20 protein-coding genes and 1 pseudogene are annotated in these 24,060 nt (G+C 56.2%); 14 read left to right on the top strand and 7 right to left on the bottom strand.

Annotated elements, in window-relative coordinates:
• Positions 1-40 precede the first annotated feature (40 nt).
• The 4 genes from AC0L6A_RS10530 to AC0L6A_RS10545 form a co-directional block, all read right to left on the bottom strand.
• Positions 41-481: a c-type cytochrome gene (locus tag AC0L6A_RS10530; protein ID WP_473289888.1), complete on the bottom strand. Its 441-nt coding sequence runs from the start codon at positions 479-481 to the stop codon at positions 41-43.
• Positions 482-571: 90 nt separating this feature from the next.
• Complete coding sequence (locus AC0L6A_RS10535) at positions 572-1,345, bottom strand: gamma-glutamyl-gamma-aminobutyrate hydrolase family protein (RefSeq protein WP_473289890.1); 774 nt, start codon at positions 1,343-1,345, stop codon at positions 572-574.
• 131 nt (positions 1,346-1,476) lie between these two features.
• The gene (locus AC0L6A_RS10540) at positions 1,477-1,905 is read right to left on the bottom strand and encodes a GlcG/HbpS family heme-binding protein (RefSeq protein ID WP_473289892.1); all 429 of its coding nucleotides are present in this window, start codon (positions 1,903-1,905) and stop codon (positions 1,477-1,479) included.
• Between the two features lie 9 nt (positions 1,906-1,914).
• Positions 1,915-4,017: a malate synthase G gene (locus AC0L6A_RS10545; RefSeq protein WP_473289893.1), complete on the bottom strand. Its 2,103-nt coding sequence runs from the start codon at positions 4,015-4,017 to the stop codon at positions 1,915-1,917.
• 189 nt (positions 4,018-4,206) lie between these two features.
• Between AC0L6A_RS10545 and pepN the strand changes: the two genes are divergently transcribed.
• Positions 4,207-6,759, top strand: a complete 2,553-nt coding sequence (gene pepN, locus AC0L6A_RS10550) for an aminopeptidase N (protein ID WP_473289895.1) — start codon at positions 4,207-4,209, stop codon at positions 6,757-6,759.
• A gap of 65 nt (positions 6,760-6,824) precedes the next feature.
• Entirely contained in the window at positions 6,825-7,352 is a 528-nt protein-coding gene (locus AC0L6A_RS10555) for a hypothetical protein (protein ID WP_473289897.1), read from the top strand.
• Between the two features lie 70 nt (positions 7,353-7,422).
• On the opposite strand, the gene AC0L6A_RS10560 is transcribed toward AC0L6A_RS10555, so the two are convergent.
• Positions 7,423-8,019, bottom strand: a complete 597-nt coding sequence (locus AC0L6A_RS10560; RefSeq protein WP_473289898.1) for a transglycosylase SLT domain-containing protein — start codon at positions 8,017-8,019, stop codon at positions 7,423-7,425.
• 313 nt (positions 8,020-8,332) lie between these two features.
• Here AC0L6A_RS10560 and gatB point away from each other — a divergent pair, with 313 nt between their 5' ends.
• The 3 genes from gatB (at position 8,333) to AC0L6A_RS10575 (ending at position 12,113) form a co-directional block, all read left to right on the top strand.
• Positions 8,333-9,847, top strand: coding sequence for an Asp-tRNA(Asn)/Glu-tRNA(Gln) amidotransferase subunit GatB (gene gatB / locus AC0L6A_RS10565; protein ID WP_473289900.1), 1,515 nt, complete (start codon positions 8,333-8,335; stop codon positions 9,845-9,847).
• A gap of 77 nt (positions 9,848-9,924) precedes the next feature.
• Entirely contained in the window at positions 9,925-11,604 is a 1,680-nt protein-coding gene (locus AC0L6A_RS10570) for a U32 family peptidase C-terminal domain-containing protein (RefSeq protein WP_473289901.1), read from the top strand.
• 101 nt (positions 11,605-11,705) lie between these two features.
• Positions 11,706-12,113 carry a DUF4177 domain-containing protein gene (locus AC0L6A_RS10575; RefSeq protein ID WP_473289903.1) on the top strand — a complete coding sequence of 136 codons (408 nt, stop codon included), beginning with the start codon at positions 11,706-11,708 and terminating at the stop codon, positions 12,111-12,113.
• 20 nt (positions 12,114-12,133) lie between these two features.
• Here the strand turns inward: AC0L6A_RS10575 and AC0L6A_RS10580 are convergent, their stop codons facing one another.
• On the bottom strand, positions 12,134-12,379 hold the full coding sequence (locus AC0L6A_RS10580) for a BolA family protein (protein WP_473289905.1): 246 nt from the start codon (positions 12,377-12,379) through the stop codon (positions 12,134-12,136).
• A gap of 76 nt (positions 12,380-12,455) precedes the next feature.
• Between AC0L6A_RS10580 and AC0L6A_RS10585 the strand changes: the two are divergent.
• From AC0L6A_RS10585 to AC0L6A_RS10610, 6 genes and pseudogenes are all read left to right on the top strand, one after another.
• A pseudogene (locus tag AC0L6A_RS10585) lies at positions 12,456-13,083 on the top strand (DnaJ domain-containing protein).
• Positions 13,084-13,289: 206 nt separating this feature from the next.
• Positions 13,290-14,276: a cobaltochelatase subunit CobS gene (gene cobS, locus AC0L6A_RS10590; RefSeq protein ID WP_473289906.1), complete on the top strand. Its 987-nt coding sequence runs from the start codon at positions 13,290-13,292 to the stop codon at positions 14,274-14,276.
• Entirely contained in the window at positions 14,276-14,737 is a 462-nt protein-coding gene (locus AC0L6A_RS10595; protein WP_473289908.1) for a hypothetical protein, read from the top strand. Before cobS ends, AC0L6A_RS10595 begins: the two co-directional genes overlap by 1 nt.
• Entirely contained in the window at positions 14,734-16,608 is a 1,875-nt protein-coding gene (cobT, locus tag AC0L6A_RS10600) for a cobaltochelatase subunit CobT (RefSeq protein WP_473289909.1), read from the top strand. Before AC0L6A_RS10595 ends, cobT begins: the two co-directional genes overlap by 4 nt.
• Positions 16,609-16,823: 215 nt before the next feature.
• The gene (locus tag AC0L6A_RS10605; protein ID WP_473289910.1) at positions 16,824-18,623 is read left to right on the top strand and encodes an aminopeptidase P family protein; all 1,800 of its coding nucleotides are present in this window, start codon (positions 16,824-16,826) and stop codon (positions 18,621-18,623) included.
• A gap of 61 nt (positions 18,624-18,684) precedes the next feature.
• Entirely contained in the window at positions 18,685-19,026 is a 342-nt protein-coding gene (locus AC0L6A_RS10610; protein ID WP_473289912.1) for a DUF427 domain-containing protein, read from the top strand.
• On the opposite strand, the gene AC0L6A_RS10615 is transcribed toward AC0L6A_RS10610, so the two are convergent.
• Entirely contained in the window at positions 19,023-20,102 is a 1,080-nt protein-coding gene (locus tag AC0L6A_RS10615) for an anhydro-N-acetylmuramic acid kinase (protein WP_473293462.1), read from the bottom strand. The genes AC0L6A_RS10610 and AC0L6A_RS10615 overlap by 4 nt on opposite strands.
• 124 nt (positions 20,103-20,226) lie before the next feature.
• On the opposite strand from AC0L6A_RS10615, the gene tyrS reads away from it, so the two are divergent.
• The 3 genes from tyrS (at position 20,227) to AC0L6A_RS10630 (ending at position 24,037) form a co-directional block, all read left to right on the top strand.
• Positions 20,227-21,483, top strand: coding sequence for a tyrosine--tRNA ligase (gene tyrS / locus AC0L6A_RS10620; protein ID WP_473289914.1), 1,257 nt, complete (start codon positions 20,227-20,229; stop codon positions 21,481-21,483).
• Between the two features lie 277 nt (positions 21,484-21,760).
• Positions 21,761-22,705, top strand: coding sequence for a hypothetical protein (locus AC0L6A_RS10625; protein WP_473289915.1), 945 nt, complete (start codon positions 21,761-21,763; stop codon positions 22,703-22,705).
• Positions 22,706-22,852: 147 nt separating this feature from the next.
• On the top strand, positions 22,853-24,037 hold the full coding sequence (locus AC0L6A_RS10630; RefSeq protein WP_473289917.1) for an aminotransferase: 1,185 nt from the start codon (positions 22,853-22,855) through the stop codon (positions 24,035-24,037).
• Positions 24,038-24,060 lie beyond the last annotated feature (23 nt).

The following is a 24,060-nucleotide window of genomic DNA, read 5'->3' on the forward strand; positions in this document are numbered from 1 at the left end:
ATTAAAGAAATGGGCCCCACAAAGTTGGGGCCCTTTTCTGTTAGAGTATCCCGTTTTCCCGCTGGACCACGCGCAGGTATTTCACAATCTCACCTATCTCAGCACGTGTGATGCCATCGACCGGGGGCATATTGCCAAAGGGCCAATGATGCGCACGCACGCCCAGCTCGGCTGCGCGGAAGAATGCGGCATCCCCATGATGGGATGATTTATAAATCTTGTGAATAAGCGGTGGGCCGGATCCCTCCAAACCTCCTGCTGATGGCCCGTGACATGCGGCACATTTGGCCGTAAACGCACGCGCACCGATCGCAAGATCGTCGCTAAGTTCGGGCAATGTCACTTGAACCATTTCAAGGGGCGTGGCCTCTAGATCGCTGCCGGCGACTTCTTCCACGGCAGGTTGGGACCCAAGTCCGAACCACGCAATCAACGCCGCCCCGGACAGCCCGGCTATCCCCAAAACATATGCTGGCTTCATAGCGCCCTGCTTCCTTGTCCAATCCTCATTAGGACAGGCCATACGGGTTCCAGCAGGGGGAAGGTCAATAAGCGCCAGATCAAATAGGAACTAGGTCACAGGGTTGTGATCCCGGACTTCGCGTGTCGCCCAAGCACGCACCGCATCCCCAAATGCTTTGAACAGGACGCGGGACACCGGATCCTCAGTCGCCATGTATTCAGGATGCCACTGAACGGAAAGCGTAAAGCCCGGCGCATCTTTGATCACAATCGCCTCGGGTGTGCCATCATCGGCGTGACCTTCGATGATCACACGCGGGCCAGAGGTCTTGATCCCCTGCCCGTGCAGCGTGTTGGTTCGCACGGTCTTGCCCAACATGCCATGAAACACACCGCCTTCATCGAAGTGCACGTCATGACGGATGGCGAATTTCTCATCCAGCGTGCCATCCGGCGGCATGCGATGGTTCATACGACCGGGCAGTTCGCGGATTTCGGGGTAAAGCGTGCCGCCCATGGCGACGTTCACTTCTTGAAACCCGCGGCAGATGCCGAAAAACGGCTGACCCCTGTCCACACAAGCACGGATCAAGGGCAAAGTGATCGCATCCCGACAGCGGTCAAATTCACCATGCGCTTCGGTTTCATCTTCGCCGTATTCTTCGGGATGCACATTCGGGCGACCACCTGTGAAAAGAAACCCGTCGCAGGTTTCCAAAAGCTCTTCGACCGTTACGAAGTGCGGATCGGTTGGGACGATCAATGGCAAGCAGTCGGACACCTGCGACACGGCCTCGGAGTTCATCGTACCGCCCGCGTGGGTCGGATAGTGATCGTTTAACAGATAGGAATTACCAATAATGCCGACGATAGGTCGCTTCATGTCTGCTCCGACTACTGTTTTTCCAAAAGACATATGCCTTTGGCGTATATGTGTATATCAATGACGTAATGCAGCTTTTGACGAAGTTCAAACCATTGCGCGTCAGATCAATGCACCGTGATGCGGCGCGATCACCCCTCGGCGGTTAAACCGACGGAATTGATCCCGGCAGTCCCAGCTTCCAGATCATTTTCTGAAGTATCGCCTGTGACACCAACCGCACCAATCACATCACCCGATGAATTGCGCACCAAAATGCCCCCGGGTACCGGGATGAGCTTGCCGTCATAGGCAGCGCCGACTGCAGTCATAAAGTAGGATTGCGCCTCGGCCCGCTCGCGCTGCGCTGTGCCGCCAAGACCCAGCATCACGGCTCCATAGGCCTTGCCGCGGGCGATATCAAACCTTCCGGGGGGAGCGCCGTCTGCGCGTTCAAAGGCCAACACGTGCCCACCCGCGTCGACCACAATGACCGTAAGCGGCTTCATTCCCTTATCAAGCCCATAAGCCATCGTGTCATGAATCATGACACGGGCAGCGTCCAACGTAATCCGGTCCATATCTTGGCCTTATCCTTCGGCTTTCTTTTCCAATCGCCGTGCATGTAGCACCGGTTCAGTATAGCCGGACGGCTGCACGCGTCCCTTGAACACAAGGTCGCAGGCCGCTTTGAACGCAACACCGTCAAAACCCGGTGCCATTGCTTGATACGAAGGATCATCCGCGTTTTGACCATCCACTTTTGCGGCCATCTTCTGCATTGCGGCCATGACTTCATCCTCAGAGACCACACCATGATGCAGCCAATTGGCAAGCGCTTGGCTTGAGATCCGGCAGGTCGCGCGATCCTCCATAAGGCCAACGTCATGAATGTCTGGCACTTTCGAGCACCCCACACCCGCATCGACCCAACGCACCACATAGCCAAGAATGCCTTGGGCGTTGTTTTCGATCTCTTCTCGGATTTCATCCGGCGACCAGTTCACACCTTTCGCGACTGGGATCGTCAGCAGGTCCTCTAACGTGCCACGCGCGCCACCTTCTGCAAGCTCGTCCTGACGCGCCAACACATCAACCTGATGGTAGTGCGTGGCGTGCAGCGTCGCCGCCGTCGGGCTTGGCACCCATGCACAAGTCGCCCCGGCCAGAGGATGGCCAATTTTCTGATCCAGCATGTTGGCCATGCGATCAGGTGCGGCCCACATGCCCTTGCCGATCTGCGCCCTGCCCTTCAGCCCGCAGGCCAACCCGATATCCACGTTGCGATCTTCATAAGACGCAATCCACGGCGCATTTTTCATCTCGCCTTTGCGGATCATGGGGCCCGCTTCCATTGACGTATGAATTTCGTCACCCGTACGGTCGAGGAAACCGGTGTTGATGAATGCCACGCGGGATTTTGCAGCCCGGATACATTCCTTTAGGTTAACCGAGGTGCGCCGTTCCTCATCCATGATGCCCAGTTTCACCGTGTTTGCGGGCAGGCCAAGCAGGCTTTCCACGCGGGTGAAAATCTCGTCCGCGAAGGCCACTTCTTCGGGTCCGTGCATCTTGGGCTTCACCACATAAACCGAGCCGTGCAGCGAATTGCCACCTTCGCGCATCAGATCGTGCATGGCACAAAGCGTCGTGATCACCGCGTCCATCAACCCCTCAGGCACTTCACTGCCGTCGGGCAAAAGAATGGCCGGGTTGGTCATCAGGTGACCCACATTGCGTACCAGCATCAAGGCGCGACCTTTCAGGGTCACCTCCCCATCCGGCCCGTCAAAAACAAGATCGTCATTCAGCTTACGTTCGAACGACTTGCCACCCTTAATGACTTCCTCGGTCAGAGAGCCATCCATCAGCCCAAGCCAATTTGAATAGGCCAGAACCTTATCCTCGGCATCCACGGCCGCCACGCTGTCTTCGCAATCCATTATCGCAGACATGGCGCTTTCAAGCTTCACATCAGACAGGCCAAGGGGGTCGGTCGCGCCAATTTGGCTTGTTTCATCAAATTCAAGAACGATTCTCAATCCATTGTTTTCATAGAAGTAACTGCCATCACGACCGCCAAGAAACTGCGCCGGATTGGCCAGCGCTGGTGGGGTTTTCCCGATCATCACCGCCTCGGACCAACTGCCATCGGCCAGAGGCAATGCCGCATCAAGGAACCCTTTTGCGGCCGCAATTACACGCGCCCCACGCACCGGGTCATAGCCTTTACCCGTCGGAAGATCGCCCAACGCATCGGTGCCATAAAGCGCATCATACAGACTGCCCCAACGGGCATTGGCCGCATTCAACGCATAGCGCGCGATCATGATCGGCACGACCAGCTGCGGACCGGGGATCATGGCAATCTCGGGGTCGACATTTTCGGTCTCGATCGAGAAATCAGGCCCTTCCGGGACGAGGTAACCAATCTCTTCAAGGAAGCTACGATACTCATCCGCATCATGGGGCTGCCCTGCCCGCGCTTTGTGCCAACCGTCAATCTGCGCCTGCAAGTCCTTGCGCTTAGCCAAAAGCGCTTGGTTCTTTGGGGCCAGATCAGTCAGGATCGCGGCAAAGCCCGCCCAGAAATCGTCATAGCGCAACGCCGTCCGGGCCAAAGCGCGTGTTTCCAGAAAACGGCCCAGTTCGCGATGGACTTGAAGCCCCGCCCGTTCAATGTAGTCACTCATGCCGATCCCCTTTTGAATTCTGTGTCGAAAGATAGAGTTTCCTATGCGAAACAAAACCGCAAGTACGTTTATTTTGATGCCACTTAAACTAAGCTTGCCCGAACTCCAGCAGCACCGCTTGCCAGCACTTGCGGCTCTCGGCCTGCGCGCATAGGTTTCGGGTCTGGCCCCATTTATGAAGGACATCACATGAAAGACGCCGCACCCCAACCGATCTATCTGGCAGACTACACGCCGCCCGCCTTTCTGATCGAAACGGTCGAGCTGAAATTTTTGTTGAATCCAACAGCTACGCGCGTGATTTCGAAAATCCGATTCACACCCAATCCGAATGCCACGTCAAAAGAGTTTTTCCTTCACGGGGAAGAGCTTACGTTGATCCGCGCGTCCATTGACGGGACAGACATCACGCCGGAATTTGTCGATGAAGGCCTGACCGCCGATGTCCCCGATGCGCCCTTCACTTGGGAAGCCGAGGTTGAGATCGCCCCCGAAGACAACACCTCATTGTCCGGTCTTTATATGTCCAATGGCATGTATTGCACCCAATGCGAGGCCGAAGGCTTTCGCCGCATCACCTACTATCCCGACCGCCCGGATGTGATGGCCCCGTTTAAGGTGCGCATCGAAGGAACTGATCCGGTCCTTCTGTCCAACGGCAACCCGACCGCATCGGGGGACGGCTGGGCCGAATGGCATGACCCATGGCCCAAACCGGCCTATTTGTTTGCCTTGGTCGCAGGCGATCTGGTGGCGCGTGATGACAGCTTCACCACCATGTCCGGCAAAGACGTTGACCTGAAGCTGTGGGTGCGTCCTGGCGATGAAGGTAAAACCGCCTTTGGCATGCAAGCCCTGATAGACAGCATGAAGTGGGACGAAGAGGTTTATGGCCGCGAGTATGATTTGGATATTTTCCAGATCGTGGCCGTGTCTGACTTCAACATGGGCGCGATGGAAAACAAAGGGCTGAACATCTTCAATACCTCTGCCGTGTTGGCCAGCCCTGACACCTCGACCGATGCGAATTTCGAACGGATCGAAGCGATCATTGCGCATGAGTATTTCCACAACTGGACTGGCAATCGGATCACCTGCCGCGATTGGTTCCAGTTAAGCCTGAAGGAAGGGCTGACCGTGTTTCGCGACCAGCAGTTCTCGGGCGACATGCGGTCCAAGGCTGTGTGCCGGATCAATGACGTGATTGCCCTGCGCGGCCGTCAATTCCGCGAAGACAATGGCCCGCTTGCGCACCAAGTTCAGCCCGACAGCTTTGTCGAGATCAACAACTTCTACACCGCGACTATTTATGAAAAAGGTGCCGAGCTGATTGGCATGATGAAGACGCTGGTTGGGGACGACGCCTATGACAAGGCGCTTGATCTGTATTTCCAACGCCACGACGGCGAAGCCGCCACAATCGAAGATTGGGTGAAGGTGTTTGAAGACAGCACCGGGCGCGACCTGACCCATTTCCGCCGCTGGTATAAGCAGGCCGGAACACCGCGTCTGAGCGTGACTGATGACTTCAAGGATGGAAGCTATACACTTCATTTCAAACAGGAAACACCGCCAACGCCGGGGCAAGATGAGAAGCTTGCCCAACACATCCCCATCGCGGTTGGTCTGATTGGTCCAAACGGGGATGAGGTGCTAAAAACGCAAATCCTTGAAATGACCGAAGCGCAGCAAAGCTTCACCTTTGATGGGCTATCGGCGCGGCCCACGCCGTCGATCCTGCGCCATTTCTCGGCTCCAGTAATCTTGGAACGTGACAGCGATGCGCAGGAACGCGCGTTCCTGCTGGCCCATGACACCGATCCCTTCAACAAGTGGGAGGCGGGTCGCACGCTTGCCAAAGACGTGTTGGTGGCCATGGTGACAGGTGAGGATGCACCGCTCGAGGCTTACCTAGACGCCATCACTGTAATGTTGCGTGATGAAAGTCTGGACCCAGCCTTCCGTGCCTTGACGCTTGGATTGCCCAGCCAAGATGACCTGGCCCAAACCCTGTTTGATGCGGGCATCACACCCGACCCACAAAGAATCTACCGCGCCCAGCAAACGTTGTGGCAAGCGATGGCGGAACATCTGCAAGACCACCTGCCCCGCATGATGGCGGAAATGGACGTGACCGAGCCGTTTGCACCCAGTGCAGAACAGGCTGGCAAACGCGCCCTTGGCCTTGGGCTTTTGAACTTGCTGAACCGTTTGGATGGTGGGGCCGCAGCACAAGCGCTGTATGACAAGGCCGACAACATGACCCTGCGCCTTGGAGCCTTGGGGTATCTGCTTCAAGCCCAGAAAGGCGATGCAGCCCTTGCCGCGTTCCGCAAACAGTTCGAAGACGACGATCTGGTGATGGACAAGTGGTTCTCGCTTCAAGTGTATCATGCGACGCCCGATGATGCGGTAGAGGTGGTCGAAAGGCTTTGCAAAGACCCCGCCTTTAACTGGAAAAACCCCAATCGCTTCCGCGCCCTGTTCGGCGCACTGGCGATGAACCCTGCGGGCTTCCATCACAGTTCGGGCAAAGCCTATGAACTGGGGGCGGACTGGCTGATCAAACTAGACCCCGTGAACCCGCAAATCGCGGCCCGAATGACGTCCGCGTTTGAGACGTGGCACCGTTATGACGTCGACCGTCAAGCGATGATGAAAGCCCAGATCGAGCGTATGCTGAATGCCAAGGGCATCAGCCGCGACAGTCAGGAAATGTTGGGGCGGATCCTGAACGGATAAGCTTGACCTTTTCAACCTTCACTAGTCATTCTGTCCGCAGATTTGATCAGTGAAGGTTTTCTTTTATGCCCATTCTTGGACTACTTGGCACGCTTATCGTTGCCGGAATTTTCTACTACATTCGAAATCGCGGTGCGGTTGGCACCATTGAAGATGTGGTTGAAATCGCTGGGGAAGCGCGCCGCGCGCCCCGCCGTATGAAGTTCAAACGACAAGCCAACATCCATCCGGTTGAGCAATGTGAACATCCTGAGGAGCTGGTTGCAGGGTTTGCTGCCGCCTTTATCGAGCTGGACGGCCTGCCGAAGTCCGAAACTCAAAACGCCAGCATCGCCGCGCTGGGGCGGGAATATCAGCTGACAACAAACGACGCGGAAGAGCTTTTGACCTATGGGCGCTGGCTGGTGAATGAATGCGGATCACCAGATCAGGCCATCACCCGCATCGGCAGACGCATCTACAAGTTGGATGGCGCTGGGTCGTTTCAGCCCTTGATGTCTGTGCTTAACCAAGCCGCTGTCGCATCCGGAGGTCTGTCTGATCGTCAGTCGGATGCGTTGGCCGACCTGAAAAAGGCGTTCCGGATTTCGTAGCTGGATAGGGCACGGGGAACGCCCTATCCCCACCCGTGAAAATGGGAATGGGCCTTAGAGTGCAAAGCCGTTAGCTGGCTTTGCAATAGTTCTGTTCACGTACCCATTTGCGCATGCCTTCGCGTTTGCGCTTGGAATGGAACGGGCCCCAATCGGCAGCAACGCCCTTCATGCCGCGTGACACCACGTTGTCCCGAGGGACGGTGACCGACAGGATACGGACGGCGCAGCTCAGGTTCATTTCACCGTTCTTCAGTGCTTCGCCTGACCGTGCTTCGCAGCCATAACCGCGCGCTGTAGCGGGCAGAATTTGTACAAGCCCGTACCATTTGCCCCCACCACCAACTGCAGTTTGGCGCCATGTGCTTTCATAGAAGGACAATGCCGATAGAAGCCCAGCCCAAAACGCGTTGCGCCCTGCTTCGTCTTGGTTTTCGTAGTCAGGGCACCAGTCAGCAATATCTGCAGGGATGCTTTGCGACAAAGCCGTGCCATGGTTTTCAAGAGCAGCGATGGTAGCGTCCGTCCATGCCTTCGCATGCGGCTTCTCATCCCACTTCATTGTCAGCACGGGCTGGCGTGCAGCGCTTGTACCAAAAAAGTCTTCGGCGTGTGCAGCGTTTGACAGCAATGCCGTCGCCACCAGGCCCATCATAATCCGTTTCATCTTCCCACCTACGTCAGTCACAAACGTTCCCACTCGTCCGATCGGGGTGAAATAGGGATGTTACTTGCACTCTGCAACCCCGCAATTGCGGCGCTGCAGCAATAGGCCAAAATTCGCTGATATGCCTTGTTTGCAAAGCTGCTATGCACACCGCTCAGTAACAAGCGTGGAATACTACCCCCGGTTTAGTGATCTACTTGCTGCAGTGCAGCATTCCAGCATTCAATGCAAAGATCTCCTACGCCTGCCCTCTTGCCCCTTTTCGTCCGCTCCACTAGAACCCGGAAAGGTTATGACACTTGGGAAAACGCACATGCTTGATCATCTCGCTTATGAAAGCCCTCAGCCGAAAGTGATTGCCGGGGCCAAAGACGATTGGGAACTGGTCATCGGGATGGAAATCCATGCTCAGGTCAGCTCGAACGCAAAGCTGTTTTCCGGTGCATCAACCAAGTTTGGCGCTGAGCCGAATTCGAACGTGGCCTTCGTGGACGCCGCCATGCCCGGCATGTTGCCCGTGATCAACGAGTTCTGCGTTGAACAAGCCGTGCGCACGGGTTTGGGTCTGAAAGCCGAGATCAACCTGTTCTCGGCCTTTGACCGCAAGAACTATTTCTACCCGGATCTGCCGCAGGGCTACCAGATTTCGCAGCTTTACCACCCGATCGTTGGCGAAGGCGAAGTGATCGTGGACATGGGCCCCGGTGTGGCCCGCAAGGTGCGTATCGAGCGCATTCACTTGGAACAGGATGCGGGTAAATCTGTGCACGACATGGACCCGAACATGTCATTCGTCGACCTGAACCGGACCGGTGTTGCTCTGATGGAAATCGTCAGCCGCCCTGATATTCGTGGCCCTGAAGAGGCTGCGGCGTATGTCACCAAGATGCGTCAGCTGCTGCGCTATTTGGGCACCTGCGATGGCAACATGCAAAACGGAAACATGCGTGCAGACGTGAACGTATCCGTCTGCCGTCCGGGCCAGCACGAGAAATACATGGAAACGCAGGACTTCGGCCATCTGGGCACGCGTTGCGAGATCAAGAACATGAACTCCATGCGTTTCATTCAGGCCGCGATTGATTATGAGGCCAAGCGCCAGATCGCCATTCTGGAAGACGGCGGCGAGGTCGTTCAGGAAACTCGCCTGTATGATGCGGATAAGAACGAAACCCGTTCGATGCGTTCGAAAGAAGAAGCGCATGATTATCGCTACTTCCCCTGCCCCGACCTTCTGCCGTTGGAGATCGAACAGGATTGGGTCGATGATATCGCCAAATCCCTGCCCGAGCTTCCCGATGAGAAGAAAACACGCTTTGTGACCAATTTCGGCCTGTCCGAATATGACGCGGGCGTCCTTACTGCCGAAGCTGAAAACGCCGCTTTCTTTGAGAAGGTCGCTGAAGGTCGTGACGGCAAGCTGGCCGCCAACTGGGTGATCAACGAACTGTTTGGCCGCTTGAAGAAAGAAGATCACTCGATCACGGAAAGCCCGGTCAGCCCCGAGCAACTGGGCGGCATCATCGAACTGATCACCAAGGGTGACATCTCGGGCAAGATCGCCAAAGACCTGTTTGAAATCGTGTATACAGAAGGTGGCGATCCGGCTGCCATCGTGGAAGCCCGCGGTATGAAACAGGTCACAGACACCGGCGCCATCGAGGCTGCCGTGGACGATGTGATTGCGGCGAACCCCGCACAGGTCGAAAAAGCCAAAGAGAACCCGAAACTGGTCGGCTTCTTCGTCGGTCAGGTGATGAAAGCCACCGGCGGCAAGGCCAACCCGAAAGCAGTGAACGAGATCGTGACGGCCAAGCTGGGCCTCTGATTTCAAACGATATTTTGTGACGAAGGCCCCTGTCTGGGGCCTTTGCCATTTTCTTAGCAACCCTGAAGCGCGAACACATGGGTGATGATATGACGAAACGACGCTCTGAACTTTTGATGCCTGCGGGCAACCTACGAAAACTGAAGATGGCTGTGCTTTATGGCGCGGATGCCGTCTATCTGGGCACGCCCGATATGTCGCTGCGCACCAAATCGCAGTTTTCTTTGGAAGACGTGATCGAAGGGGTGGAGTTCTGCCACGCCCACGGCCGTCGCGCCTATCTGACGCTGAACCTTTTCAGCCACAACAAAGACATTCCAAAGCTGGCTGAATATATCGAAACCGTGCGCCGCGTGAAGCCGGACGGGCTGATCATCGCTGACCCCGGTGTGTTCCAATACGTGCGCACCCATGCGCCGGAATTGCCGCTTCATATCTCAACGCAGGCCAATGTTTGTTCGTGGTTGTCGGTGAAATTCTGGGAAGAACAAGGCGCGGAACTGGTCGTTCTAGCGCGCGAGGTGTCCTACCCCGAGCTGGTCGAAATCCGCGAGCAGTGCCCTGACGTACAGCTTGAGGCCTTTGTGCACGGCGCGATGTGCATGACCTATTCAGGTCGCTGCCTTCTGTCCAACTTCATGTCGGAACGCGGGGCGAACCAAGGCAACTGCGCGAACTCGTGCCGCTGGAACTATGGCGTGCGTATGCGCCTGAAAGACGGCACCATCGAAGACTTGAACATCACCGAGGAAAACGCTGATCTCTTTGAATTTTTGCTGGAAGAAGGCTGTCGTCCGGGTGAGTTCATGCCGATCGAAGAAGACGGCCGTGGATCCTACATCCTGAACTCCCGCGACCTTTGCATCATGCCGAAACTGGATGAGTATCTGAAGATCGGCGTCGACAGCTTGAAGGTCGAAGGCCGCGGCAAGTCGGAATACTACTGTGCCATCGTCGCCCGCGCTTATCGCATGGCCATCGACGACTATTACGAAGACCCGGAAAACTGGGATCCGAAGCCCTATATGCGCGAGCTTGAGGCCGTCGGAAACCGCGGCTACACGTTGGCCTTCCACGAGGGTCGCCTGACCAACTATTCCCACGACTATGAACACACCGCATCTTTGGCGCAGTGGGAATACGCAGGCGTTGTGCGCGAAGTGACCGAAGACGCGTTCCTCATCGAAGTGAAGAACAAACTGGAAGCGGGCGAAGTGTTGGAGTTCATCTCTCCTATCGCGCGCGAAACCGTCCTGTTGCGCATGTATGATTTTGAGGACGCCGAAACGGGCGACATGAAAGAGGTTGTGCAAGGCGGAACCAAGACCACCATTCGCGTGCCGTTCGCCCTATTCGATCACGAGGATCTGGACGATCTGAAAGCCCGCTTCCCAGCCCTTTCCGTGATGCGCAAAGAAAAGGCGCTGACAGATGAGCAGTGGAAACGCATTCGTTTTGATAAGCTGACCCAAGGACTTGAGATTTCTGGGAAAGAGAACCCAAAAGCGTATGAGAAACGTCGTGACGAGCTGTCGGATGCCATCGCGGAAGATGGGCGTGAGACACGTCTGAAAACCAATCGCGTCGGCACCGATGGATGTTGCGGCAAGGGTTGCAACGGCTGCCTGATCTTCTGGCAAGGCGACGAATACGCCCGCGCCCGCGAGGTTCTGTTAAAGCGCAAACAAGGTGAACAACTCAGTCGCGCCGAAGCCATCGAACTGAAACAAGACGCCCAGCCAATACTGGCCAATTAAAGTGAACCGGGGCAATCCGCCGCTTGCGGATCGCCCTCTTGGACAAACGAACGAAACACTTTAATACCGCCCACTACCGGACTTCATGAAAAGGTCAGCCCATGACAAGCTACGAATATCAGGTGATCCCCGCCCCCCGCAAAGGCAAGAAGGCCCGCGGCGTTAAAGGGGCTGAAGCTCGTTTTGCCCACGCTATGCAGGATGTGCTGAACGAAGCTGCTGAGGAAGGCTGGGAATACCTGCGCACGGACACTTTGCCCAGCGAAGAGCGTTCGGGCCTGACTGGGCGCACCACCGTTTACCAGAACATGCTGGTGTTTCGCCGCGCGGTTGAGGAACCCTCGGCCCAAACGGAAGCAGATGCGGATTTCGCGGCCATCACCGCGCTTGCTGAAACGGATGAAACGGTTGAAACCCACGAAGAGAGCTTTGCTCCGACCTTGCCATCAGCGACCGATGCGAATGAGGCTGCCGATACGGCACCCAGCATCGAACGTCACGATCCGTAAGCCTGTCTTATCCTGATATTTCAAGCGCCAAGGCGTGGATCTTCGGCCACGAGCTCTGCGCCTAAGGCTTTGTGAACGGCCCGATGGCGTGCAATGCGTGACATTTCAGTAAAAAGCGGTGCACGAATGATTACGCGAAAATGACTTTCACCACCTTCTTGATACCCGGCGTGGCCGATATGTTGTTCACTTTCATCAACAACTTCAAGGTGTTCGGGGGTGAACGCGTCTTGAAGCGCCTGGTGAATTCGGCTTTTTCGGTCCATTTCTTCGCACTACCCTCTTCAAACCCGGTGAAAAAGCAGTAAACTCTCGGGTCCGAGTTGAAAAGAGAAGATTACGATGTCCAACGATGATCCCTTTGGTTTTGACATGTCGGTCTCAGCGGCCAAAAAGCGCAATCCACGCGGCAAGCGTGGCATGTCTGGTGCCTTTGAAACCTCAAAGCGCGTGTGCGAACATGATGGCTGCCAAGAGGCGGGCCAATACCGTGCGCCGCGCTCGCCCGATCATTTGGACGAGTTCAAATGGTTCTGCAAAGACCACGTGCGTGAATATAATCTGAAATGGAATTTCTTTGATGGGTCGACCGAAGAGGAAATGAACGCGCAGATGGAAAAGGATCGCGTGTGGGAACGCGAGACGAAGCCCTTGGGCACCAAAGATGAACAACGCGCTTGGGCGCGTCTGGGTGTGGACGACCCCCATCAGGTTCTGGGCGACAACGCCACGCAAAACCCCGGCAAGTCCATCACCGGCACCCGTAAACTGCCCCCCACAGAACGCCGCGCCGTCGACATTCTTGAGGCCAAAGATCATTGGACCAAGGCCGAGTATCCGCAAGTCTTACAAGAAGCTGATTAAGGTCCTACACCCTGACATGAATGGCGGCGATCGCAGCCAAGAGGATCAGTTGCAGGAAGTTCGCTGGGCGTGGGATCAGATCAAGGAAAGCCGTAGTTTTAGGTAATATCACCTAATCCTCGATACAGTTTTCAGGGTGCCCATTTCGGCACCCTGATTTGTTTTCAGACCAGACACGCAACGTCATTAAGGCCAGCTTTGCCCGGCGTCACCTTTTCCCATTCCTTCCCCTTGCACGACCGCGCATCATCGGGCATCACGTTTCCAGAATTTGCGACAGAGTGCGCAGCGCGCGAAAGAAGGATCACTTAGATGGCAGACGGCACCTTGGACATGAACGCGAAACCGACCGAAGATATCTCGGTACGCGAGGTTTTCGGCATCGACAGCGACATGAAGGTCAAAGGCTTTGCCGACCGCACCAGTCGTGTGCCCGAGGTGGACAGCACCTATAAGTTTGATCCCGACACCACGCTGGCCATTCTGGCAGGCTTTTCGCACAATCGCCGCGTGATGATCCAAGGCTATCACGGCACAGGGAAGTCGACCCACATCGAACAGGTCGCGGCCCGTCTGAACTGGCCCGCCGTGCGTGTGAACCTTGACAGCCACATCAGCCGGATCGACCTTATTGGTAAGGATGCGATCAAGCTGAAAGACGGCATGCAGGTCACCGAGTTTCAGGAAGGCATTCTGCCTTGGGCGCTGCGCAACCCGACTGCGATTGTGTTTGATGAATACGATGCGGGCCGCGCGGACGTGATGTTCGTCATCCAACGTGTGTTGGAGCATGACGGCAAGCTGACCCTTCTGGACCAGAACGAAGTAATCACCCCCCACCCGTCCTTCCGCCTGTTTGCCACCGCAAACACCGTCGGTCTGGGCGACACAACCGGGCTTTACCACGGCGTGCAGCAGATCAACCAAGCGCAGATGGACCGTTGGTCGCTGGTCGCCACGTTGAACTATCTGTCACATGACGCCGAGACCAACATCGTACTGGCGAAAAACCCGTTCCTGAACACCGAAGCTGGACGCAAAACCGTGGGCCAGATGGTCACCGTCGCGGACCTGACCCGTACGGCGTTTATGAATGGCGATCTGTCCACTGTGATGAGCCCACGGACCGTTATCAATTGGGCGCAGAACGCTCAGATTTTCCGCGACGTCGGCTATGCCTTCCGCCTATCTTTCCTGAACAAATGTGACGAGCTGGAACGCCAGACCGTGGCCGAGTTCTATCAGCGTTGCTTTGACGAGGAACTGCCGGAGAGCGCAGTGAGCATGAGCTTGGGGTGATGAACCACCCCTTTACAGAACGCTTGCTTCAAGAAATGGTGCCGGACGGTTCTCTTAGGGATATCTATGTAGAAAACACCACCGGCGACGACTGGGAAAGATTGATTCAGATGCTCAAACAATTGGGATTTGCATGTGAATTGAGTGAGCCATTCGGTAAACTTGAGTCCTTTCGAAGTGAACAAGCGGTGCACCACGTACAAACTACAGGCCCGGTCTATCTTCGCATTCGGCTTGCTAAGGGGCTGAATGTCATCTGTCATTTCTTTTCGCTGGATGAAATTGAGATGGATATTGATCCAAAAGACATATCCTCACCCGACGATATGCACGCGGTTCAATCATTCATTGAACAGGTTGGCAAACATCTAAAAAAGGAAGTCCTACTTTGCTACGAGAATTGGAAGCAAAACCCAATTGCCGTATGTTCGAGTGGTAAATGGGAGCTTTCATCTCAATGAATAAACCATCCGACAACCCTGCTGATCCGTTCAAGAAAGCGCTGGCTGAAGCGACGAAGACGCTTGCAGACGAGCCGGAACTGTCGGTCAGCTTTACGGTCGATCCGTCAGGCATGAGCCGCGAGGCGGTGCGCCTGCCTCAGGTCACGCGCCGTATGACCCGCGACGAGGTGTTGTTGGCCCGTGGCACGGCGGACGCTTACGCGATGAAGCTGCGCTATCACAACGATGCCACCCATGCGAAATACGCCCCTGCGGGCAACATGGCGCGCGACATCTACGAGGCGATGGAAACCGCCCGTTGCGAGGCGCTTGGCGCACGCGACATGCCGGGCACCGCTGGCAATATCGACGCCAAGATTGGGCACGAGGCTGACCGGGCTGGCTATGACCAGATCACCGCCCCCGCAGACGCCCCCCTGCCCGTTGCTGCTGGCTATCTGATGCGCCATCTGGCGACGGGGCGTGATCTGCCCCCAGCCGCCGACAACGTGATGGGTCTGTGGCGCGACTTTATCGAAGCGCAATGCGGCGAGCATCTGGACGACCTGACCGGCGCACTGGAAGACCAGCAGGCGTTTTCCCGTTTCGCACGCCAGATCATCGAAGATTTGGGCTATGGCGATCAGCTGGGCGATGACCCGGATGGCGAGGACGACGAGAACGAAGACGAAGCGCAGCCCGAAGACGACGAGGCGCAGGACGATCCGAATTCGGAACAGTCACCGGATGACGAAGAAGCCGAGGCTGACCCAGAGCGTTCGCAGGACGAACAGATGGACCCCTCCGAAGCGCAGGTCACCATTGATGACATGGCCGAGGATGAAGTGGGCGAAGAGGCCGAGATGCCGGACGCGGATGCGCCGATTGAGCCGCCCGCCCCACAGCCTGCGTCGGATGCGGACCCGGATTACCTCGTTTATCTGAGCGATCATGATGAAGAGGTTATGGCCGAGGATTTGGCGGAACCTGCCGAATTGGAACGCCTACGTGCCTATCTGGATCAACAGCTGGAGCCCCTGAAGGGCGCTGTCAGCCGTTTGGCCAATAAGCTGCAACGCCGTCTGCAGGCACAACAGAACCGTTCGTGGTTGTTTGACTTGGAAGAGGGCATTTTGGACGCAGGCCGCTTGGCCCGTGTGGTGGCGAACCCCACGACGCCCCTGTCCTTTAAGCAAGAAAAAGACACCGAATTCCGCGACACGGTTGTGACGCTGTTGTTGGACAACTCCGGGTCTATGCGTGGGCGCCCAATCTCAATCGCCGCGATTTGTGCCGACGTGCTGTCGCGCACGCTGGAGCGGTGTCAGGTGAAGGTCGAGGTTCTGGGCTTTACCACCCGTGCGTGGAAAGGCGGGTTGGCCCGTGAAAAATGGCTCTCTGAAGGGCGTCCTCAGCAGCCCGGTCGTCTGAACGATCTGCGCCACATCATCTACAAAAAAGCCGATGCCCCCATGCGCCGCACACGGGATAATCTTGGCTTGATGATGAAAGAGGGCCTTCTGAAGGAAAACATCGACGGCGAAGCGCTTGAATGGGCGCACCGCCGGATTGTCGCGCGGCCCGAGCAGCGTAAGATCCTGATGGTCATTTCCGATGGCGCGCCGGTGGACGATTCAACTTTGTCCGTTAACCCCGCGAATTACTTGGAAAAACACCTGCGCGACGTGATTGCCATGGTCGAGAAACGTAAACAGGTAGAGCTTTTGGCCATCGGTATCGGCCATGACGTGACGCGCTATTACGACCGCGCCGTGACGATCACCGATGTTGAACAACTGGCGGGTGCCATGACGGAACAACTGGCCGCGCTGTTTGACAGCGACCCACGCGCCCGAGCCCGCATCATGGGCATCAAGAAAGCCATGTAAAGCGTATCGGGACAAACTTGCGGCACAAGATTGTCCCGAAACGCATGCAATATTGATATCTCGCGACGTGGTTTAGTTTTTCCCCGTGTCAGGTTAAGACTGAAACGCTTTACCCCCCTTTCCACCGCGCCGTTTTCACGTCATGTTGCCCCCAACACGCGCCCGCCTTTCGCGGGCGTATCCTATTTTGACCACCCGATCTTTTGGAGACCCCGATGTTCCAGACCTTCACCAACACTGCCGACCCAACCCGTGGCCCCGCCCGTTTGGACCGTCTGCGCAGGGCGATGGGATTGAAAGGTGTGGATGGCTTCATCGTGCCGCGCGCCGATGCGCATCAGGGTGAATATGTTGCGGCCTGCGATGCCCGACTGGCTTGGGTAACGGGGTTCACAGGCTCTGCGGGATTCTGCATCGCTTTGAAAAGCATCGCTGGGATTTTCGTTGACGGTCGCTATCGCGTTCAGGTGCGTGAACAGGCGGACATGGATGCGTTCACCCCTGTTGACTGGCCCGAAGTGCAGCCCGGTGACTGGTTGCGTGATCAGCTTGAAGGGCAAAAGGCCCGGATCGGTTTTGACCCCTGGCTTCACACAAAATCCGAGATCGAGAAGATCGAGAAAGCTCTGGACGGCACCCAAGTTACTCTGGTGCCCACGGACAATCTGGTTGACCAAATCTGGGAAGACCGCCCTGCCCCTCCAAGTGGCAAGATCATCGAGCAACCGCTTGAATATGCGGGTCAATCCAGTGCAGCAAAACGCAGCGAACTGGCGGACGAGCTGTTGGCCAAAGGGCAGAAAGCTGCGGTTCTTACCCTGTCTGACAGCATTGCGTGGCTATTGAACATCCGCGGAAATGACATTCCGTGCATCCCGGTTGTGCAGGGTTTTGCGCTATTGGGTGATGATGCCTCGGTCCAGTTTTTTGCAACTGAAGGCCGTACAGTTGAGGCAAATTGGGATGCCGACGTCACACTTCAACCCATTGGCACGTTTTCGGCGGCGTTGACCAAGCTTGAGGGCCCTGTTCGGGTCGACCGAGCAACGGCCCCCTATGCGATCTGGCAAATCCTGACGGATCGGAAAATCCCGATCGACTGGGCCGATGATCCCGCCATCTTGCCCAAAGCGCAGAAGAATCCCACCGAATTGAAAGGCGCGCGGCAAGCACATTTGCGCGACGCCGCCGCTGTGGTCGAGTTTCTGGCCTGGTTCAACGCAAGCGACAAAAACACTCTGACCGAGATTGATTTGGTCACGCGGCTTGAGGAAAAGCGCCGCGCCTCGAACGCATTGATGGATATCTCGTTTGAGACTATCGCAGGTGCGGGTCCCAACGGTGCGATCATGCATTACCGCGTCACCGAAGACACCAACCGGCAGCTTGAAGACGGAAACTTGGTGGTGTTGGACAGCGGTGGCCAGTATCGCGACGGCACAACCGACATCACTCGCACCTTGCGCGTGGGTGAAGTTGGAGAAGACGAGAAACGCTGTTTCACCCGCGTTCTGCAAGGCATGATCGCCCTGTCCCGGACGTTCTTCCCGCGTGGTCGCACTGGCCGCGATCTGGACCCGATCGCTCGCTATCCCCTTTGGGCCGCGCATTTGGATTTCAACCATGGAACCGGCCACGGTGTTGGGGCGTATCTTTCCGTGCACGAGGGACCCGCGCGGTTCAATCACATCTCGGATATTGAGCTTCTGCCCGGCATGATCCTGTCCAACGAGCCCGGCTATTATCGCAACGGGTCTTTCGGCATTCGGTTGGAGAACCTGGTGGTGGTGCAAGAGGCTGAAACGCCACTCGGTGGCGATCGCGAACGCGACATGTTGAACCTTGAAACGCTGACCTTTGTGCCGATCGACACGTCATTGATCGTCAAAGACATGCTGTCTGGGGAAGAACGCGATTGGCTGAACACCTATCACGCCAAGACACTGGAATTGTTGAACGATCACGTGACTGACGCAGCGTCGAAATGGCTTCAATCGGCTTGTGCGCCCATTTGACACGCGCTTTTCACGTAAGTTCTGTTAGTCTGCTGCCAAAGTCGCCCGGAGAAAGAAAACCATGTCGGATAATATCAATATACGCGCCGCAGAAGGCAAATGGACCGTTCGTGCTGGGGGTGCTGTGATTGGTGAAAGCCGCGACGCGCTTGAACTTCGCGAAGGCGATCTTCCACCCGTGATCTACTTTCCGCGCGCAGATATCGCGATGGCTTTTCTGGATAGCAGCAAGACCGTGACCACTTGTCCGTACAAGGGCGAGGCGCGGCATTTCTCGATCCAGACGAAATCCACTTTGATCGAGGATGCTGCGTGGTCTTATGATGCGCCTATCGAAGATCTGGAACAGATCAAAGGCTATCTGGCGTTCTATGCTGATAAGGCAACTGTGGCCCGCACCTAAGTCCGGGGCGGGTACGCGATCTTGCCCCCACAGGTTGGCCGCTTAACCCCGGTTGTTGTCGGGGACGAGGTTGGCAGACCGCGCGCCACGCGCACGGCCAGATAAGCGAAAGCCTGTGCCTCAAGCATGTCGCCATCAAGCCCTGTCTCATCAATATCCTGCACCGGCAGGGATAGGCGTGTTGAAAGCTCTTGCATCAACGCTGCATTTTTGCGCCCACCCCCGGTCACCAGAACCCGTTCAGGGCGGCTCGGGCAATGGGCCATGCCTTGCGCCACAGCCTCGGCCGCGCAGGCCACCAGTGTCCGCACGGCATTGGCGTCCGACAGGTCAGCCACGGCTGCGGACAAATCCGGAAATTGATCCCGGTCTAGGGATTTGGGTGGCAGGCGTTTGAAATAGGGGTGATCCAGAAACTTCTGCACAAGGCGTTCATCGGTCTTACCGCTCAGGGCCAGTGCACCGTCCCGATCCAGCGCCTCCCCTCTGCGCACCAGCATCAGGTCGTTGATCGGCGCATTGGCTGGACCGGTATCAAAGGCAAGGCAGGCATTCGGGGCCTCGGGCGCATCAATGCGCGGATCAACCCATGTGACATTTCCCACGCCGCCTAGGTTCAGGAACGCCAACGGGGTGTCAGCGCCAATGAAGCGCGCACAGGCATGATGGAAAAACGGCGCGAGCGGTGCGCCCTCACCACCTTCAGCGACATCTTTGCTGCGAAAATCCCACACGACAGGCACGTCCAAAGCATCGGCCAACACCTGCCCGTCCCCTGTTTGATGCGTGCGGTGGTTTTTGGGGTCGTGCGCCAGCGTTTGGCCGTGAAACCCTAGTAGCGCTGGTGCTCGATCAGAGATCAACTGACGGGCAAGCGCGATATGTGCGGCCTCCCCGACTTGCGCGGCGGCGGCAACCTCTGATCCATCCTGCCACTGCCCAAGGGCTGCGCGTAAAACCCCGCGCTGGTCATCCGAATAATCAAGATACGCATGAGGCCCAAATGAAAAGATTTGCTTTCCATCGGTCTGAACAAAGGCCGCGTCCACGCCATCCAGTGACGTGCCCGACATCATTCCCAAGGCCCAGATTGGGCCGTTTTCAAGCTCGTGTTTCACACTAGCCTCCAACACGCTCTTTTCCTTTGCGCGCCCCGCGTCTATACGGAAAGCCACAATTCACAGGATGGACTGAAAAACGATGACCTACCACCCGAAATCCGACTTCATGCGTGTGATGATCGAGCGCGGCTTTTTGGCCGATTGCACTGATTACCAGTCGCTGGACGAAGCTTTGGTTGCAGGTGTCGTGCCCGCCTATATCGGCTTTGATGCAACGGCCAAGTCATTGCATGTTGGGTCGCTGATCCAAATCATGATGCTGCGCTGGCTGCAAAAAACCGGCCATCAGCCAATCACGTTGATGGGTGGCGGCACAACGAAAGTGGGTGATCCGTCTTTCCGCGCCGACGAACGGCCTTTGCTGACGCCCGATCAGATTGATGACAACATCGCGGGTATCAAGAAGGTCTTCGCAGGCTATATCGACTATGACAGCGAGGGGCCGAACAAGGCGCTTATGCTGAACAATGCCGAATGGCTTGATGGGCTTAACTACCTCGATTTCCTGCGCGACATTGGGCGTCATTTCTCGGTCAACCGGATGCTGAGCTTTGAAAGCGTGAAGTCACGTCTGGATCGCGAGCAAAGCCTGTCGTTCCTTGAGTTCAACTACATGATCCTGCAGGCTTATGACTTCCTTGAGCTGAACCGCCGCTATGGCTGTCTGCTGCAGATGGGTGGCTCGGATCAATGGGGCAACATCGTGAACGGGATCGACCTGACCCGTCGTGTTCTGGACAGCGAAATCTACGGCCTGACCTCGCCGCTTCTGACCACGTCAGACGGCAAGAAGATGGGCAAGTCGCTGAACGGTGCGATCTGGCTGAACGCCGATATGCTGTCGCCATATGAGTTCTGGCAGTTCTGGCGCAACACCACGGATGCGGATGTTGGCCGTTTCCTGAAGCTCTACACCGAACTGCCGGTTGAGGAATGTGACCGCCTTGGCGCGTTGGAAGGCCAAGCCATCAACGACGCAAAAATCGTGTTGGCGAACGAAGTAACCACGTTGGCGCATGGGGCCGACGCTGCCGCAGCCGCCGAAGCCACCGCACGCGAAGTGTTTGAAAAAGGCGGCACCGGGGATGATCTGCCCACCGTCACGCTCAGCGCGGATGATTTGGGCGACGGCATCTCGATCATCCAGCTTTTCGTGAAATCTGGGCTGGTGAAATCGGGCAAAGAAGCCAAACGCCTGATTGCCGAAAATGGTGCCAAGGTAAACGACGCGGCCCTGACCGAGACTGGCATGATGGTTGGTGCTGGTGACTTGTCCGAACCGATGAAACTGTCCGCAGGCAAAAAGCGACATGCGCTGGTGGTTTTGGAAGGCTGAACCACCAGAATATATCCTCCAAAAGAGCGCCCCAATGGCGCTCTTTTTTCGGCACATAGAGAGACCTTCTGCCTAGAGATTCGTATTTGCTCTAAGGGCCGCTTAGAGCCCATTCTGACCGATGCTGCACTTTCAATAAAAGGCCGAGAAACGACGAAATCTGACTTTAGAAATGACCTCTTGGGCCGCCAAAACAAGTCTTTGTAGGCTGTTGCTACTGTTGCTGTACGGTGTTCTTTGTGGCCTTATCAGCAAACCAATGGGAGAAAAGTGTTAAGTGTCAGATCAAACAAACTGCCCAGTATGTGGAAGTGCGACGGCCACAGAAAGACCCGCAAGTGGCGATTACCGACACTACGATTGTCGCTGTTGTGGTGATTTCAAAGTTTCAGGGACTGCCGTTTCGATACTCAATAACAGAGAGCTTTCAAAAATTCCCAACATTGCAGCATCCCTGAGTCATTGGCTTCAGGAGCAACAGCGCCTCGGTCGCAGCCCAATGCTCACATCTGACATCCTTCAGAAGCATAAAGAAGAACCACATTTTCCGAATGTCACTGCTCAGCTCGCCAACTTGCTAAGGGTGATGGGAGACACTGTCGGTGAACCGGGGCCAACTTTCAGTTTACCACCAGAAGAAGTTCAATTCAAGGTAGGCTGCAAGACAAGACAAGGCCTCGTAGGTCTTGGAAAACATCTTCACTATCGGGGCTTTATTGACGGACAAGTAGGTGCGACGGGCCAGATCACGGCAGCTCTCACAGTGGCAGGCTGGATAGAGTACGAGAGCATTTTGGAAGATCATAGTGTTGGCCGTAAGGCGTTTATCGCGATGCCATTTGGCAAACCAGACCTTGAGGCAGATTGGTTGCCGAAACTGCGGGTTGCAGTGAAACAAACAGGGTACGAGTTAGAGAGGGTCGACGACAAACCCGAAGCGGGATTGATTGACACGCGCATGAAATTACAGATCAGAGAAGCGCGCTTCTTGCTGGTGGAGTTAACGCATAGTAACCTTGGCGCATACTGGGAAGCTGGCATGGCGGAAGGGCTTGGAAAACCCGTGATTTATCTCCACCGGAAAGATAGTGACGGAAAACCACACTTTGATGTAGAGCACGCGTTTAGGGTTCAATGGAGTGCCGAAGAAATGGATACAGCGCTGGACACGCTCAAAGCTACAATTCGCAATTCTATGCCTGACGCTGTGATGACAGGCTGAGTATAAAACAGTCATTCGTTTCAAGAGTATCAATGGCAGCTTTGTCCGCTAAGCAGACCCCACCCGCATCCATATCTCCATCGGCCGATTGCGACTGTGGTCTTGCGTTGCTAACGTTGGATTACAACATCCCGAGCGAGACTTCGTATGCGCCACATAAACCCAAATCTAACCGCCACCTCTGCCCCCCCTGTGATGGAGGCGCGGCGTTGGGTTGAGGGGAAGAGCTTTCCGTCAGATCGCCCGTTGATCAATGTCTCACAAGCCGCGCCGGTTGTTCCGCCCCCCGATGCGATGCGTGCTGCCATGGCCGAGGTGGTCCTGACCCGGCCAGAAGCGCATCTTTACGGCCCGGTCTTGGGTTTGCCCGAACTGCGCGACGAGCTGGCATTTAACATCAACCGTCATTATGGGGCGCATGTCACCGCCAAACACGTGGCCATCACGTCGGGCTGCAATCAGGCTTTTGCGGCAAGCATCGCAACTCTGGCCGCTGCGGGGGATGAGGTCATTATTCCAACCCCATGGTATTTCAATCACAAAATGTGGCTCGACATGGGTGGAATCCGCGCGGTTCCGTTGCCCACAGGGGACGACCTTCTGCCCAATCCTGATCAGGCCAAAGCACTGATCACGCCGCGCACACGGGCGATCGTGCTGGTCAGTCCAAACAATCCAACGGGTGTTGAGTATTCTGCGGACCTGATTGCGGCGTTTCGGGATTTGGCACGCGAAAATAATATCGCGCTGATCGTCGACGAGACCTATCGCGACTTCCATTCGCAGGACGGCGCGCCACATCAGTTGTTCACGGACCCGGATTGGGATGACACCGTGATCCAGCTTTACAGTTTTTCGAAATCATACCGGCTGACGGGGCATCGCGTGGGGGCCATTGTCGCCGCGCCTGCTCGTCTGGCTGAAGTTGAGAAGTTTCTGGACTCGGTCACGATCTGCCCTGCCCAGTTGGGCCAACACGCAGCCCTTTGGGGTCTGCGCAATCTGGATGATTGGCTGGCCGGGGAACGGTTGGAGATTCTGGCGCGCGCACAAGCCATGCGTGATGCGTTTGGGCCGTTGGAAGCACAGGGCTGGAAACTGAAGGGATGCGGCGCGTATTTTGCCTATGTACAGCACCCGTTCAGCAAGACGTCGGACCAATTGGCCCCTTGGCTGGTCGACAAAGCCTCGGTCCTAGCTTTGCCCGGAACGATGTTCACACCAGAGGATGATCCAGCTGGGGCACAGCACATGCGCGTTGCTTTTGCCAATATTGATCGGGCGGGCATTGGTGAGTTTATAGGCCGGCTAAAGGCTCTTCAGCCATCCTGACCTGAAATCTCGATGCATCGCGG

It is taken from the genome of Aliiroseovarius sp. D2-2, from assembly GCF_055809455.1.